The organism is Vibrio qinghaiensis (assembly GCF_002257545.1).
In the GTDB taxonomy this organism is placed as follows: Bacteria; Pseudomonadota; Gammaproteobacteria; order Enterobacterales; family Vibrionaceae; genus Vibrio; species Vibrio ordalii.
This window is the reverse complement of record NZ_CP022741.1, coordinates 1,598,811-1,615,183: the sequence shown is the minus strand read 5'-3', so window position 1 is coordinate 1,615,183 and position 16,373 is coordinate 1,598,811. Positions and strand designations below refer to the sequence as shown.

At 39.6% G+C, this 16,373-nt stretch carries 16 protein-coding genes; all 16 read left to right on the top strand.

From position 1 onward, the window contains the following. Positions 1-14 precede the first annotated feature (14 nt). The 16 genes from CCZ37_RS07415 to CCZ37_RS07340 all read left to right on the top strand — a co-directional run bounded on the left by CCZ37_RS07415 (position 15) and on the right by CCZ37_RS07340 (position 16,254). The gene (locus tag CCZ37_RS07415; protein WP_094500186.1) at positions 15-743 is read left to right on the top strand and encodes a type III secretion system protein; all 729 of its coding nucleotides are present in this window, start codon (positions 15-17) and stop codon (positions 741-743) included. A 38-nt stretch (positions 744-781) separates the two neighbouring features. Beyond that, complete coding sequence (locus tag CCZ37_RS07410) at positions 782-1,333, top strand: hypothetical protein (RefSeq protein ID WP_094500185.1); 552 nt, start codon at positions 782-784, stop codon at positions 1,331-1,333. Continuing rightward, positions 1,323-1,736, top strand: coding sequence for a hypothetical protein (locus tag CCZ37_RS07405; RefSeq protein WP_094500806.1), 414 nt, complete (start codon positions 1,323-1,325; stop codon positions 1,734-1,736). Before CCZ37_RS07410 ends, CCZ37_RS07405 begins: the two co-directional genes overlap by 11 nt. Before the next feature lie 5 nt (positions 1,737-1,741). Then, entirely contained in the window at positions 1,742-2,317 is a 576-nt protein-coding gene (locus CCZ37_RS07400; RefSeq protein WP_094500184.1) for a hypothetical protein, read from the top strand. 6 nt (positions 2,318-2,323) lie between these two features. Next, entirely contained in the window at positions 2,324-2,614 is a 291-nt protein-coding gene (locus CCZ37_RS07395; protein WP_244187258.1) for a hypothetical protein, read from the top strand. A gap of 205 nt (positions 2,615-2,819) precedes the next feature. Next, positions 2,820-5,258 (top strand): hypothetical protein, encoded by a 2,439-nt coding sequence (locus tag CCZ37_RS07390; RefSeq protein ID WP_094500182.1) that lies wholly within the window; start codon positions 2,820-2,822, stop codon positions 5,256-5,258. Between the two features lie 152 nt (positions 5,259-5,410). Then, positions 5,411-6,007: a hypothetical protein gene (locus CCZ37_RS07385; RefSeq protein WP_094500181.1), complete on the top strand. Its 597-nt coding sequence runs from the start codon at positions 5,411-5,413 to the stop codon at positions 6,005-6,007. After that, positions 6,004-7,896: an FHIPEP family type III secretion protein gene (locus CCZ37_RS07380; RefSeq protein WP_094500180.1), complete on the top strand. Its 1,893-nt coding sequence runs from the start codon at positions 6,004-6,006 to the stop codon at positions 7,894-7,896. Before CCZ37_RS07385 ends, CCZ37_RS07380 begins: the two co-directional genes overlap by 4 nt. 9 nt (positions 7,897-7,905) lie before the next feature. Next, complete coding sequence (locus tag CCZ37_RS07375) at positions 7,906-8,946, top strand: EscU/YscU/HrcU family type III secretion system export apparatus switch protein (RefSeq protein ID WP_094500179.1); 1,041 nt, start codon at positions 7,906-7,908, stop codon at positions 8,944-8,946. After that, positions 8,930-9,688: an OmpA family protein gene (locus CCZ37_RS07370; RefSeq protein ID WP_094500178.1), complete on the top strand. Its 759-nt coding sequence runs from the start codon at positions 8,930-8,932 to the stop codon at positions 9,686-9,688. Before CCZ37_RS07375 ends, CCZ37_RS07370 begins: the two co-directional genes overlap by 17 nt. Continuing rightward, positions 9,678-10,073, top strand: coding sequence for a hypothetical protein (locus CCZ37_RS07365; RefSeq protein ID WP_094500177.1), 396 nt, complete (start codon positions 9,678-9,680; stop codon positions 10,071-10,073). Before CCZ37_RS07370 ends, CCZ37_RS07365 begins: the two co-directional genes overlap by 11 nt. After that, a complete protein-coding gene (locus CCZ37_RS07360; protein WP_094500176.1) occupies positions 10,060-11,064 on the top strand; it encodes a hypothetical protein in 1,005 nt (334 codons plus the stop codon). The genes CCZ37_RS07365 and CCZ37_RS07360 overlap by 14 nt, the downstream gene beginning before the upstream one ends. Before the next feature lie 12 nt (positions 11,065-11,076). Further along, positions 11,077-11,718 carry a hypothetical protein gene (locus tag CCZ37_RS07355; RefSeq protein ID WP_094500175.1) on the top strand — a complete coding sequence of 214 codons (642 nt, stop codon included), beginning with the start codon at positions 11,077-11,079 and terminating at the stop codon, positions 11,716-11,718. A gap of 3 nt (positions 11,719-11,721) precedes the next feature. Beyond that, the gene (locus tag CCZ37_RS07350; protein ID WP_094500174.1) at positions 11,722-11,937 is read left to right on the top strand and encodes a FliM/FliN family flagellar motor switch protein; all 216 of its coding nucleotides are present in this window, start codon (positions 11,722-11,724) and stop codon (positions 11,935-11,937) included. Positions 11,938-12,070: 133 nt separating this feature from the next. After that, entirely contained in the window at positions 12,071-12,619 is a 549-nt protein-coding gene (locus CCZ37_RS07345; protein ID WP_094500173.1) for a winged helix-turn-helix domain-containing protein, read from the top strand. Positions 12,620-12,828: 209 nt separating this feature from the next. Next, complete coding sequence (locus CCZ37_RS07340) at positions 12,829-16,254, top strand: hypothetical protein (RefSeq protein WP_094500172.1); 3,426 nt, start codon at positions 12,829-12,831, stop codon at positions 16,252-16,254. Positions 16,255-16,373 lie beyond the last annotated feature (119 nt).

The following is a 16,373-nucleotide window of genomic DNA, read 5'->3' as shown; positions in this document are numbered from 1 at the left end:
TCCGGAGATAAATAATGACTTCAATTGTATTCAATACCCAGCCTTCAGACATTACGCTTTCAGAAAAATCTCAAGCTCAAAACAGCCTGACGTTTAACGAAAAACAGTGGAATAACTATGGAGACACACTCGATAAAGTCGAGAAAGGCTCTGTTTCAATGAGCGAGTTATTGGCTTTACTTGCGCAAATTATTGAGTCATCCCAGCGTTTGCGTGCTCAAATGATGCAAAACCGTATCACGGAAGCCGTAGCAACAAATGACTTAGCGGTAAAAATGTCTGGTGATAAATGTGGCGATGCCCAGCGTAAATTTGCTATTACGCTTGCTGCTGGAGTTGCAACAATGGCAATGTCTACCGCTGCAACAGTGCGTATGGGGCAGAGTAAGACTTTAACTGATAAGCATGTGACTGATTTGACTAAAGGCAAAAACACTTCAGTGAGTTCACTAGATGCACAGTCGGTTAATCAGTTTACGGCCAACTTACAAGAAGCTCGTACTGCTAAATATCGCTCAGTTGCACAAATGAGCGAAATGGGCAGCAACATGACCGGTAATGTCAATGAAATTCAGCATGCCGATCAAGTTCGCCAACAAGAAGAATCTCAAGCGAGTAAAGAGCTTAAAGAAAAATTTGATGCCCAGCTTGACCAATATATTCAAGATTTAACTCAAGAAGCTGTGAAGCTGAATGAAATCTTGGATGCAGTCGCGAAAGCCAGTTTGGCGACTAACCGATAACGGAGTAGGAGCGGGCTTCGGCTCGCTTCATTTAACCTATGCGTAGTGTATCATTTTCTATTTTCTCTAAAGCAGAGAGAGTTTCAGAGGTTTCTTCTACTAAGCAGACACGAGAGGAAAGTCAGCCCAAACGTGTAAGAGATGTTAAGCAAGTAGCGAAAAGAACAAAAAAGCATCCACGTCTATTTCGTATTCGTCGCAAGTTGATGACGCCGCAAAATCAGCGTCAATTCGCTAGGTTATTGCAGGGGTATCAGTTAAAAGCTTTGAAAGATTGGCAGGGTTTTACTGACACTATTGTGGACCTTAAATCACTCAATGATGCGCAACTATTTATTCTACAAGCGGCCTTATACTCTGAACATTTATATCCCGAGTATCTTCGTAAGAAGCTTAAGCAGTATATTGATTCTTTGGGTGTTTTAGAAGAAGGGTTGGAAGCGGATAGTGATAAGTTACAACAATTAATTGCTTATGAACATTATCTCGAAGGCCTGCTTTCGTTGTTAGCATTGTGCCGGAAATACGATGCACGAGAACGTAGCGGTCCGAAAGTAATGCGTAAAAATGGGCAAGATGATGAAAAATAACAAGACTCGTATCACTCATTGTCAGTTAGGAAATAAGCCACTAGACCCTTATGAGATTTTGAAAAGTAAGTCTCAACGTTTGAGCTGGAATCGGCTATCTGACGCTGAGATATATCTCGATAAAAGAGCGGTAATTTCTTGGTTTGAACGATTAAGAAATTACTCAGAGGAAATGGTTAAAGCCATCATTGTTGAAGGAGTTCTGGAAAACCAGTTCCACAACATTACCTTTATTTTGCGTCTGGTTCAGAGCCCAGACTTTACAACAATGACCTCAAAAGAGAGTTATCAACTGTTGTATGACATGGTGTGTGAGACACCGCAAGGGATCCGAGATTGGATTGATGAAAAAGATTATCTAATGAGTCGCGATGTACTTGCGCTCCTTTCACGCAATCGGTGACGAGTATGAAACAACAGACAAAAGTAATGATCGAGGCCCGCTATCAATTAACATCTGATTTATGCAAAAAAATCAATAGCATAGTAGGCTGTCGGTTTGACAATCAATCGATAATGCTTGATTTTATTGCACCACGCTGGGAACCTGATTTTGAAGAAGATCTGCTTGAAATACGTGTTGTGCACATCGGTATTGAAGCAATCGGTTATGTCCGTGCTTCTGAGGTGGAACGCTTGATTGGCGTTCCAGTAAAACACTTAGAAGGCGATTATCTCGCCTACCTAATGACACAAACGGCTGCAACAAAAGGTATTCATTACCAAGGATATCATTATCATCCTGATAAAGCGGTCAGCACTATATTGCTTGAGAGTGTTCTGACCTGTGATGATTGGCAGGTTACTCTTTATGTAGCTATCGAATCGTTAGATATTGACGATGACTACCTTGAGATACAGCCCTGCCAACTTGATGGGAATCTTCGCTTGGCTGTCAGTTTCACTCCTTTTGAAACTTATCTCGATACCAACGAGATAATTGGCTTATCTGATGACGATATCGTTGTTGTTTTTCCGAAATAGATACCAGTGAAACTTAATGATGTAGAGCAGTTCTTACTGCACATAGAACAGAATGAAGGAATCGTGTTTGATCAGTATCCAAATTATGTACTCCTTCCTGTAATACCTTTTTTTCAATTGATTCATGTTCAGAATACATTGCAGGTTATTGATAGATTGTATTGTTTTGAACCCGCATCAAATGGCTTTTTGATTCGTGTGGATGGTTATCTGACCTTAGCTTGTGAAGAGCGCAGCATAAGAGATGATGATTTTCGCCGCATCACTATTCAATTACTAGAGACAATGAGGTTTTAATATGACGTCATTCACACCTGTCAGTTCCCCTATATTCCCGGCCGGTTCTTCACAGCCTGCAGTCGACGCTCAAATAACAAAAGTAAGTCCAAGTTCGTCATTACTTATAAATCAATCCGCTAATTTAATGACGAATCCGTCTCCCATTTCTCCTAATAGTGCATCGCCTACTGATTCTATACTAGCGAGCAGTCAGGACAGCGATTTGTCATCTGAAAGATCGGAAACGGTTGAAACACCTGAACTAAAATCTAACAAAAAGAAAGTAAACACAAAGTCGAATAAATACGATAACAAATCTAAAGCAAAAATCCATTTAGGCGCTTGTGCAGTGGGTAGCATTACCTTAGGAATTCTTGCAGGGCCGCTTGGGTTAATTTTTGCAGCGGCTTACATTAATGCGATGTGTGGGGTTATGTATGGAGGCTCTGAGTTTTTTACGGGCGACAAAACTAGTCAAGCAAAGACAGAACCAGATCCTCAGTTGAAAGATATACCGCATAAAACACCTCGGAATCTTAACGTGCCCTCTTCAGAAGAAGGGAAAATCCCCGATGAGACAGATGCAGGGCGAGAAAAAGAGCGAGACAATAAAGGTAAAGATAATATCTTTATTTTTGCACCTGTCATTAATTTTGCACCTGTCATTAATAACGACAACAGTACGACTACTCATGGTAACGTTTACTTTTTTAATCAAAATGATCAAAAAAATGATTCGTCAGCAGAGCCAAAAAGTTCATCGAACTTTTCTCAAACTGAGAAGGAGACGAATACAACTCCAGCGATGAGAGGCGCAAGACTGATCAATCGACAAGAAGCTCGGCAACTAATTTCTCATCCATCAGTGCTTAATGCAACTGTTGAAAATGTGGATGATATTATTAACCAGTTTCATGGCGCTGAGCTCATACACGTTGATTTCCATGATGGAATGAACGCGATTGTTGATGCTCCTGAATCGCTCCGTCACCAGATCTTGTTACACCAAGATGAAACCGGAGCTCAGACACCAATCTCTGCATCGTATAACGTGCAAGGTGTTGAAGATACTGGCGTTACAAGGAACGGGCCTCTCCAATCTAATGCGCCCCAACATCATCGTGGCGGCGACTTAGATACGTTGATTGGTGCACAAATCGCTCATTCTCAGGCTTCTGCTCGTTTGGTGGCGGATGAGTTGCAAGAAAAGCCGGTTATTGGGGCCACGGGGACTCACCGTTGGCAGCAAGCAGAGCAAGGAAGTTGGGTATTACAGCCGAATAACCCAGTTCAAGCGCAAACAGCATCAGCAATGGGAGGTTCGCCACAATCAACTCCAATTAACGCGCCAGCGAGTGAGGGCACGGATGATGCAACGGATGCTCAGCGACCAACTTCGGCATTGGGAAATGTGCAAGGTGTTGAAGATACTGGCGTTACAAAGAATGGGCCTCTCCAATCTAACGCGCCCCAACATCATCGTGGCGGCGACTTTGATACGTTGATTGGTGCACAAATCGCTCATTCTCAGGCTTCTGCTCGTTTGGTGGCGGATGAGTTGCAAGAAAAGCCGGTTATTGGGGCCACGGGGACTCACCGTTGGCAGCAAGCAGAGCAAGGAAGTTGGGTATTACAGCCGAATAACCCAGTTCAAGCGCAAACAGCATCAGCAATGGGAGGTTCGCCACAATCAACCCCAATTAACGCGCCAGCGAGTGAGGGCACGGATGATGCAACGGATGCTCAGCGACCAACTTCGGCATTGGGAAATGTGCAAGGTGTTGAAGATACTGGCGTTACAAAGAATGGGCCTCTCCAATCTAACGCGCCCCAACATCATCGTGGCGGCGACTTTGATACGTTGATTGGTGCACAAATCGCTCATTCTCAGGCTTCTGCTCGTTTGGTGGCGGATGAGTTGCAAGAAAAGCCGGTTATTGGGGCCACGGGGACTCACCGTTGGCAGCAAGCAGAGCAAGGAAGTTGGGTATTACAGCCGAATAACCCAGTTCAAGCGCAAACAGCATCAGCAATGGGAGGTTCGCCACAATCAACCCCAATTAACGCGCCAACGAGTGAGGGCATGGATGATGCAACGGATGCTCAGCGACCAACTTCGGCATTTGATAACGTGAAGCGCAGCTATCGTACCAGCGTAAAGGATAACCCTCAGCCTAAAGCAGCTTTGCATCGTGGTGGTGACGTTGGTGTGGTGATAAATTCTGAGGGGGAGAGTTCAGCCCCAAGAGAAGTGACAAACGATATTTCAACAATTAAGGTGGAGAATACTCATCTTGATACGACTCCAACGGTTAGCCAGGGTAGTCAGGTAATTTCAGAATCTTCACCTTCGATATCACCGATGGATTTATCTAAAAAAATATCATCTTCCTGGACTAAAGTGACTGCTGATGGCCGGGTTAGGTGGAACAATGCATTTCAATCATCTGATATAGTGCTGTTAACTGCAGGTTCTGTCAGCGGCCTTGGAGGTAACTATACTCAAGGTCAATTCAATAATCTATGCGATATAAAGGAACATCAAAAAAATCGACTTAACAACCTTCAGAGCAACCTAAGCTCTAAGGACTACAAAGCGCTCAATGTTCTCGATGGCAAGTTGGCCTGGCCGTTGCAAGAGGCAAATCTAAAGATAGCATAAGTGACTATGTGCATAAAATATAAAAACATCAATAAGTAAAATTCTTATTAAAAGACCAAATCATATTTGTTCAGATTTGGTCTTTTTTTTTCTTTTGCTTTGGTGGGCAGTCCTAATTAATCTCTTTCTCAATAATGAAAGAGAGGTGCTCATTGTATATCGAAATAGAACCTGCCGAGAAAGGTATTCCGCAAATCACTTTTAAGCGTAACCGAAACAGTAACGTCATCAAAAAAGCTGAACTGCATATATACCACGAAGCACGAGCTTTACTGATGGCAATGGAAGATCGTCAGTCTGAATATCAAGCGATAGTCGAGCAACAAGTAATAGAGATGATTGAAGATAAGGAACGATCTTTAAATTCTCATATTAATGAAACTTATCAAGCAGTCGTTGATCAATGGATAGCACAGCAAAAGCATTGGTTAGATACTGCAGAAGAGCGTTTGGAATCTTTACTACTAGAGCAAGAAAAAAACCTAGTCTTTTTGAAAGATGAAATAAAGCATTCGATCATTTCAGCGATCCAATCACGGCTGACAAAATTTAGTCAAAGCGATAACTTGATTTGTCACCTTACTGAGGTATTGCATGGTGAAGTTGAAGATGAAATGAAAGCACTGAAAGTTGAGCTTGTGCGTGATAATAACGGTGTCACTCTTACCATCGAAAACCAAGATAGTATCGTCAGTATCAATACAGCAGAGCTGGTTAACGAGCTTTATATTGGTTTGGGGCAGATATGATTCAGTTTTTTAAACGTTACCCAGTAATGTTTAACCCGAGTAGTGTCATTATTACTCTGTTGTTGCCCACTATTATATTGGTGACTTTACCGGGTGTGGTAATTGATTCTTTAATCTTACTCAGTTTTATCAGTTCGATATTACTGTTAGTTATTATGCTAGAAAACGATCAGCCATTAAGAGTCACTTTTTTACCTACAGTAGTGCTCTTATTAACAACGTTCCGTCTATTACTATCGATAGCAACAACTCGAAACATCATCGCTAACGAGGATGTTGGCCACGTCATCGAAACTGTTGGTGAGTTTGTTATGGGGGGTAATCTTATTTCTGGATTACTGATTTTTGTCATCATCACTATTGTTCAATTTTTAGTCGTCACGAAAGGAGGAGAACGCGTAGCAGAAGTGGGGGCACGCTTCTCACTTGATGCATTACCTGGCCGACAGATGACTATCGATGGTGATCTAAAAAGCGGTTTGATTAGTGGTGAACAAGCACAAAAACTGCGTGCAGATTTAAGTACAGAAAATAAACTTTTTGGCTCTTTAGATGGTGCAATGAAGTTTGTTAAAGGTGACTCGATCGCAGGAATTTTAATCAGTTTAGTTAATTTATTTGGTGGGATTTATGTTGGTATTAACCAATTCGATCTCTCATTATCGGAAAGTGTCAGCCGATTTTCAGTCCTCACGATTGGAGATGGCCTAGTTTCTCAAATTCCGAGTCTATTGCTCTCATTGGCGTGTGGTGTCTATTTAACTCGTATAAAAGGTGCTGAAGAAGAGTCTAGGCCTTTCATTGGGCAGCTAATGACACAAATTCGTTCATTTTGGAAAAGTTTACTAATTATCGGGTTTGTAATTTTATTATTTGGCATATTCAATTTTAATTTGTTGTATGTTTGTCTTCCTTTGTCATTCTTGTGCACAATTCTCGCTTTAGTTTTACGCAGTAAGCATGCTGATGTTTCGGGCATCGTAATTAGTTTTGAGCCCAAAGGAAGTGGAGTCTTTGAAACTTTAAAATTCGTTTTGCGTGATAGTCAGGCGCAAATGGTTATTCAGCATCGGCTTGAAATGATGGAGCGGTCTATCTGGCGTCAACATGTTGGTATGCCAGCAATTATCGTAGATGAAGGACAAGAGCACGATATTGAAGTGTTTGTTTCTGATATCCGTATGTTTAGTTTTGCACAATCTGATATGAATAATTTAGTTGAGATAATGAACGACGACGCTTTTATTCGTAGTGATGATGTATTGAATAATATCTCGCAAATTGTAGATTACTTCATGCGTAAGCGTTTCATTGAGAAATATAATTTACAGTACACCAGCAACATTATTTCAGATTTAGCCAAGGAAAGTGAAGTTATTAAGAATGAAGTCGATGCCGCTATTGGGCTAAATCGAGTTCATGATGTATTAAAAGAGATGATTCGATCGCCAGAGTTTTATCTTGACCGGGTTAGTTTTTTTGAAGCATTGATCTATTGGTCACGGATGGAAAATGAACCCAAAAATTGGCTGACGCGCATTCGTAATCAAGCTAAATATGAAATTACCTCTCGACTGCTTAATGAGGAAAGGCAAATTCACGTTGCGCTTTTGGAGCCATCATTAACAGAGTTAATTGAATCTTTTGTGATGGGAGAAATGGAAGACGTTGATCAACTGCTTGGTATACAACGAGCGCTTCGAAGCGAAATTTTACGTTTAACAACCTTAAATGGTAACAAGCCGATTCTGGTGGTTAATGATAATGAGATAACGGTCGTGAAAGCTTTTTTTCAACAAGTTATTTCAACTTTACCAATATGCAGTCATGGTGATATCGCTGATTCCGCTTATGTGGCTTCTTCCGAAGCTTTACAAGTTAAAGTTTAAGGACATCTTATGGAATCAACAGAACCCAAAAAATATCCACCGACTGACAAGAAATTACGTGATTTAAAAAAAAAGGGCCAGTTCCCAAAAACTGAGCTCGCCGAGCCAACGTTGGAATTAATCGCTTTTGTATTGATATTCAGTGGCATGATTTTTCTGATGTTTAAGCATAACGACGAATGGTTTGAAGTCATGCTTTATGCCGATGCTCAAGTTGGCTTTCATCTTGTAATGTCCATACTTGGTTTATTTATCGGTAGTGTATTAATCATAAAACTAGTGATGGCGACAATAAGTTGGGTGCTGATAAATAATACGGTGATCAATACTGAATCATTAGGATTTAAAATAGAAAAGATCCATCCTGTAACTGGTTTTAAAAATATTTTTGGTGTAGAAGCGCTTTCTCGTGCATTACGCAAGGTTCTAGAATTACTGTTTCTTCTATTTTTGATTAAATATGTTTTTGATATTACTAATGGTGAGTTAAATATACTAAAAGAAACGAACAATAGTAGCGATTTTCTCTATAAGTTTATGTTTTATATTGTTCTGGTTTCAATTATTTATATCGTTTATGGTATATGTGTTGGCAGTGTTGATTTCTTGGTCGAGCGCTATCACTTTCATCAAAAAAATAGAATGACCTTCACGGAAATGAAGAATGAAATGAAGGAGACCGAAGGGTCACCAGAAATTAAATCTGAGCGAAAACGTAAGATGCGAGAGGTAATGGATTCTCCAATAGTTAAAGGTCGACATCCGACGTTTGCTCTTGCCAATCCTACGCATATTTTGGTTCCAATATGTTATGACTTAAATATCGATAGGGCTCCCGTTGTCTTGCAGATTTGCACAGATTTATTAGCTCAAGAAGAACGGAAACGTTTGCAAGAAATGAATGTACCTATCATTGAAAATAAACTGCTGGCCCGAGCCTTCTATCGAAAAATGAAAAATGGTGAAGATTTTATCCCTAAGGAATTTTATCACGATGTCGCTATTATTTTATCTGCACTTAAAAGGCAAAAGAATGCAAAGAAAATATAAGGCAATTTTTATTTTTTCAAGTTTGCTCACTCTGACCGCTTGTGGTAATCAAATACGCGATGACAACGTAGTACTTGACTATGAATGGGAAGCAGATATTTATAATCTGGTTTATTCTCATGTTGCCGATGTAGATAACCTGCATTTTTGGGTACGGAGAGCGCCCGAATATAAGGACGGATCTCCCCATCAACGTGGATGCATTGAAATTGCTCAACCTAGAACGTCTAACCGATTTTACATCGCTAATCTTAATAGCTATGGACTGATCGAAGTCAAAAATTGTGAGGGCAATTATTCCGCATTTAGTAACATTATCGCTCCCAAAAAAAGCCGAGCATTTGATATTTCTGCATGGAGCCGCAGCGATGGAATTACGGTTACAGAGCTGGATGGTACTCATTGGTTACTAAAGTTTGAGAGCTTATTTGTTGTTAACCAGTACCAATTAACAGATCAAGGACGTCATACTCTTCTGCGGATGGTTAAGCAGCTACAGACCCTCCCCATTGAAAGCTTATTAGTTTATGGCGTTGCTGATTCGTCGGGCTCATATGCAGTGAATCGACAACTGTCCGATAAACGTTCACGAGTCGTACGTGAATTTTTAGTCGAAGAAGGGATTAGAAACATCCCTATTAATATTAGAGGAAGTGTTGAAAATGCACTTTCAACAGCGCAAGAGCGAGTGGCTCAACGCCGTTTTATGATTGAGGTAAAGCTAAAAAACAATGCAAAATAGACGATTCTCTTTGTTAGCCAGTGAGTTTATTCAATTTACTCAAGGTACAGTAATGAAAGTGGAGCTTGGTGAAGCCTTGTCTTGTCAATATGGTGAGCGCCAGTGTCGTATTGAAGATGCTCAGCGAGTAGGGTTAGCCAATCAGTTATTGATCTTGGTGGAAATGCCTGAGTTGACAACACGAGCAGAGCTTGCTTTACATTTGAACGGCGAATTTCATCTTAGTTCCGATGGCTATTTAGCACGCCTTAGTAACGGAGCTTTTTATTTTATTCGCCACCGCCCAATCACTGAATATCCACAAGAACTTGTTCGATATTTAAGTGAAAGTGTAAAGTTTGCGGAATATTTGAGTACAGAGATCAAAGATTATGTGGTTGATTGAGTTTGTTGGCGGACATTTACATGGGGTCACCTTGCCGCTTGATTCATCGCTTGAGATCACAGGAAACAAAGAGAGTAAAAATCTTGAAGCATTAATTGTGCCTGAAAGTTTACCAATGGATATAACATTGTTGCTTGAGCTGAATGGGGCAGTCCCAGTGCTCAAAGGCTTTAATAAAAGTCGTCAAGTTAAGCGTTTAGTTGCCAACCGAGTGTATTGCTTTAAAGGGTTAAGTTTCTTTTTATTTAAGGAAGGCTCGCGTCGTCCAAGTTTAAGGCGTTATCGTTTCCGAGAGTATCGAGCTTTGATCATATCAAGTCTACTACTCAATATTTTACTGACTGGGTTTGTGTTTTTTTTGTTTCAGATGCAAGAGAAGTCGGTAATCGTTGGTTACTTACAACAATTAGGTTCGGGTTATCTTAAAGAGGGCAAACTGTATGTTTTTGACGAAAAGTCATTAGCGGGTTTACCTACTAGCTGGCTTAATCATATCAACCTTGTGAGTAAAGATGATTATTTGCAAGCATCTCAGTTAACTCTTGAATTAGTCTCGGCATCCTCAGGCAAGCCTCTTGTCGGGAAACTTATTCAACGCGAAGGACGAGATCAGATACAAGTGGAAACCAACGAGATAGATAACCGAGTTATGGCGCTGCTTGGACAATATGGACTTGATTTCAAGAAAAAAGGTAATGACTGGTTTGTTTCTAATCATAAAATAGCAACACAGCTCTTAAGAGAAGCGGGATTACATCAGGTTTTAAGCCATGTTAAGCCGCGAGAAGGAGAAGCGGAGATTATTGATGAAAAAGCCTTCCCTTACTCAATTTTTTATTCAACGACTGCTGGTCGTTATCTTTATAATTCGATGGATCGTTATTGGGAAGGTAGCGAGGTTCCACTATTAGGTGTGATTCAAAGCATTAATCCCAATAAAGTCGTATTTAAAAATGGTTTAAACACACGTATTTATTTAATTAAGAAATAGAAGGAAAAAAACATGTCAATGATTATCCCTTATATGTCCACTGTTCCTAGCTCTGAAGCAGACAAGGAAAAAATATCATTGTTAAATAATGAGATCCCTCAATTGTCTAATGAAGATGAAAAGGAGAGTTTCTTTAAAACACTTTTTACATCGAATAAAAAAGATGCTTTATCATTGATTGACCAAATTTTATCACAATATACCAGCAATCAAACTCTAAAGGCTGATCGCATGGCAAAAGATATTGAAAATAAAGCAAAAGCAATTGCTGAAATAAATCGTTTATGGGGGTTAATCATGCAAGATAACTTACCTCATACCAATCCTACAGAGAATAATAAAAAGACTCCGTTGGGAGACAGTGTTTCAAGTAATTACCTAGATGAAATAAATAAAATTATCTCGTCATCTTTGAATGATGTCCAAGGAGTAGCGGCTATTACTGGAAAGGACATCGATAAATCTAAGAAACATGAGGTAAATTATAATGAGCTACAGGCGATGAACGCTACGATGACCGCCTATTGTGACACGATTCAAGTTGATTTAGACAGCCACCAACAGTTGTTTAAAAATGTCATGACGGAGCTCTCTTCTACGCAAGAAGAAATTCGTGATGTACGCCGAGCTATTGTTGCTATCGCTAAGGGATAAAGCATGAAAATTGCTATTGATGTTGTTATTGGCCACTGCACTATGACTCTAAATGAGCTCCAACAGTTACAAAAAGGGCAAATAAAATCTTTTCCGGATTTTACACAGTCACAAGTGATGTTGAAAAGTGGCAATGAATTGATTGCGATTGGTACTTTAGTCAAAGTTGATGATCAATACTGTGTTTCTATTGAAAAAGTGAACACGCTTGAACACTAATTTTCTTTGTTTAGAAAAGTACATTGCTGTTTTTGAAAGTTTCCAATGTTTATTGGGGATATCTTTATTATTATCAGAACTTTAGGTGCTTTTATAAAGAAAATAATATCAAATAATAGAAGAGAATAGGTGTATGGAAAGGAACTATGTTTTAGGGCAACAAGTCATTTTTGATAGTTTGAAAGGTGAGATTTTTACGGATGAAAAAATAGTAGGGCTTGGTAGTCGAGATGCCGCTATTTTGAAGCTTCTCTGCGAGAAGAGTAATCATGTTATTTTAAAAGAAGAGATCCATGAGAAAGTATGGGGTAAAGTATTGGTTAGTGATACTTCGCTGACTAAAGCTATTTCAAATTTGCGTAAATCCCTCGCTGTGTTTGAAGAGGTTTCTTGTGAAATTAAGACTATCCCCAAAGAGGGGTACATGTTGATAGCTGATGAACCATTTACCGATGCATTATGGCTTGATACCCCACCTGCGTTCGAAATAAAAAACGTAGTGAGCAGTGAAAGGACGTTAATTGACCGACCTACGCTGAATTCAAAAATGAATCATGAATTCTCTTCAGAAGCTATTAACGAGAATTATTCATTTTTAAAAGAAAATTCAGGCTATTTAATTGTGGCTATGCTGGTATTGATAGCGTCATTTTTTACTCTGTTTTTTATGGTGTTTCTGTAGCCGAGTTAGCTTATTTCAAAGCAAGTAATAATATCTCAGAGTTCATTGCTTGTTTTGAATGATGGCTGTCTCTGTACCTGACCAGTTGCCATAGTTTTTAGTATTTCCCACTGTAAATTTTCCTAAAAAATTATATTATGTAACTATTAATAGTGAAGTAAATAGGGGTAGGTTGTGATTTTAATAGACTAATTGGATCCGTAAACCCTATGCAAACACTATCAGTACAGCCTTTTTCTGGTATCAGTTCAGAGCCACATTCAGCAACCAATCGATTAATTTTCAATCCAATTTGCAGAGAGGACATCAGCGCTCAAAATTTTGTTGATCTTACCTGTGTAGAGCAACATCATGGACTGAAAATGATGGCGTCAATTCAAAATGGACAAATCATTCTTATCGCGGGGAAAAACCGTGGTTTTTTACGAGAAATATGGCGTCATCGGCCATTTCATCATCGTAAAGCGGATTGTTTTTTTGCTCCGATTGAGCTGCCTGATAAGCATTTTACTCATTTATGGGTTGATAAACATGGTAACCTGCAAGTTGTTTATAACAATATAAATACTGGCAACACATACCCAGCATCTCTTAAGCTTGAGCCAAAATTAACGGGCAATACTAATCAAATTTTGGTTGAAACACATATAAAAGCAAACCCTGATCAGAAGATGATTAATGGTAATCCTTTAGTGAAACTCACCTTGAAAGATGGTGTAGAAACGCAAGTCAGTATTGACCCATTAAATAGCCAAAGATTGAGTATCACCGGTAGTAAAGAGCAGTTACCTTTGCCTTTATCGACGGGAGAATATATTCAGCATATTAAACCGTGTGGTAAGTGGCTTCAGGTTGTCATTGCAGCGAGTATAGAAAATATAGTCGAACAACGGGTTCGTTACCTTGATATGCAGCATGTGGATTTTGATTCAATCTCATCGAAAACAGCACGAGTGATTTTTTCTGATACCCCCCCAGTTACATTTGCGCATTTCGCTGTTAATAACGGTAACCATTTTGCTAATGCGAACCCATTTGTTGGACATAAAATAAAGCATATTGGCAACCAATTAGTCCCATTGTCTAGCTGGATTGATGGAATCAAGCATCGAGTATCTCGCGGTAATGAAAAGTGGCAACTAGGTAGAAAAGTCGATGCCGTTAAATCTTACGCGAAAGCGATGGACCCAGGCCTACAAGTCATGGCGCTTTGGGGGAAGCAGCGGTGGGATCATCGTCGTTTACCTCTTGAGATCGCAATGGCTGAAAAGCGTTTGGTCAAACAGTTGGCGACAACTCGGTATTTAGTTAGAGAATGGGATAAGCAGTTTTTGACCAATCCGCAGTTGAGTTTGGATGCTATTGACTCAAAGCTTCGAGTGGCGCTCAGTCTCTACGTTGATACTAGTACAGACAGAGAATCATCCCCCTTACAACAAGTTGAGCAAAGGCTACTTGACTCATTAAAAATGAGTGAACAAGTACTAGCACAAATCGTAATTGAGAGTGCAAGCGATACAAATCAATTGGATACCCCCTTAGCTAAGCGTTTGTCGATGTTAAACTCTAAGCTTTCGTGCTTACTTACCCATCCGAATGCCAAAGAGCATTCATTCATGTTCAATAACATTCTCAATACAATGCAGAATACCCTGACAAGATTGATAAACTCCAAATGCACTTCGTTCCACTATCAAGACATTGAGCTTTATATCTCCTATATTGAACGTACGCTGATTAATGTTCGACTTTATCTTGCATGTCAGTCCGCTCCCGAGGTTATCCATAAGCAAACTCTCCCGTTACTGACTTTGAGCCATAAGTTATTACGCGAGAAAACAGATGAATTACAGCAAGCGATACAAATCAGTTCTCCTTCTATGAAAGCTTGGCGCAAGATGAGGAAAGTCCAATTTCGAATGGCAGAGTCACTCCATAACCACCAAAATGGTTTAGGAAAAGTGTGGACAACAATTCTAGGAGGGCATTCACAAACCCATCAAATTGCCACTCAAATTGCGCAACGGATGCAATCTTTACCTAAAGGAGATTCATTAACATTAAGTGCACAGCAAGGTGTCTTTGGTTTTGCTGGGATTGCTCATTTTGGCTTACCCTTTTTAGGTGGATATTTTGCAGGAGTAGTGGCTAATTATGAAAAAAATTATGATTGTCAGTTGGTTGCTCAAGGCGATGGCAAAACACAAGTTCAGTTTATACATCAGGGCCAAAAGAGCGCTACTGCAATGCTTGGTACAGGTGGTGGTCTGGAGGATCTAGCAAAACTCTTAGTCTATGAGCGTGGTTCTTTGGTTACGATATTGCCATTTGAGGCGACACTAGCGTTAATCGCACTGAAAGAGAGTAAGCAAAGTTTCGCATTTGATGTGAACGATGATGACTTACCAGGTGTACTTAGCTACCTTTTCAAAACCGAAGACTGGGACAAGGCTCTGGACTACCATTTAAATAATCCCCAATACACGAGTGGTAGGACCGTAACTTTAAAAGGATGCGTATCGACTAATAGCGAACTCAGAATGCAGTTAGGTATTGATGCAACCCCCAATTTGTCAATGGTAATGCCACGATTTTATGCTAAAGCAGGAGCCGAAATTTCTCTGGAAAGACGCCATGAACGCGCTCTTTTGATTGGCGGTGAGACTAAATTGCATGATCAAATTGATTATATTCGCCGTCTAAATATAGCAATAGATTCTGGTGTTACAACGATGCTATTTCCTCTTTCATCCACCCATGCATTTCCTGTTGCAATAGATGAAAAAGGATTCATAGGAGCAAAATTAAGAACTGCTCGGCATGATCAACTTGTTCATATCTATCGACCAGCACACCAGACTAATGAAGCCACGCAGCAGGGGAGCCCAAATGATAATCTGGTCCAACTTAGCCATTGGATACAAGAAAATTTGACAGACAAACCACAATTACAAGCATCGGTGTTTAAAATACTGCCTCAATTACTCAAAGCGATAGAGGTTGGCTATCATGAAGTTAGCAAAGAGATTGCAGCCGATAAGATAGAGCATTTGAAAATAAACTATGATCAAAGTATTAACTGGCATTCTCGTTGGGCTGACAATATTCGTCGTTATATTCATATTAGACCTAAATACTCACGCTCTCTAAGTCAGTTAATTGATGAAAAGTCATATCATATGTTACTTAAGGATATAAAAGCATCATCCCAAAGCCAAAGCCAACTACTTAATGTTGGTCGTGAGTCTTTTATAAAAGCAACAGCAAAATATCGGATGGATATAAAACAGCTAAATCATTTGATGGATAATCTTATTAAACAGCTTAAGGAAAGTGAAAATATCAAATCTACCTCTAAAATTTTAGATAATTTCGAGCAGCAACTTTCTCGCAGTAGCCTGGCTGAACGCAATCTTTTTAAGTTATCGGAAATTACATTTCAACGTATTTCTTCAATGCAACAACATGCATTGGGTATTTTACCTATGGTTAAAGTAAAACAAAAAAGTCAGATAATCATGACAGAAAACTTAGGTGTTATGACGATTGAAACCCTTTCAAATTCGGAAAAGTTAAAATTAGATACATCCAGTTTAGATCCATCACTAATCAGTGTGCCACATAATTTTCCGTAACTGTAATTTGGTTTTAATGCATCATTATATTTTATAAACGGATGCGTGAATAAAAGTGAATTTTCCCGTCATGGAAAAATCACAATTATTCATTTTTAATTGGCGCTATATGCTGTTAG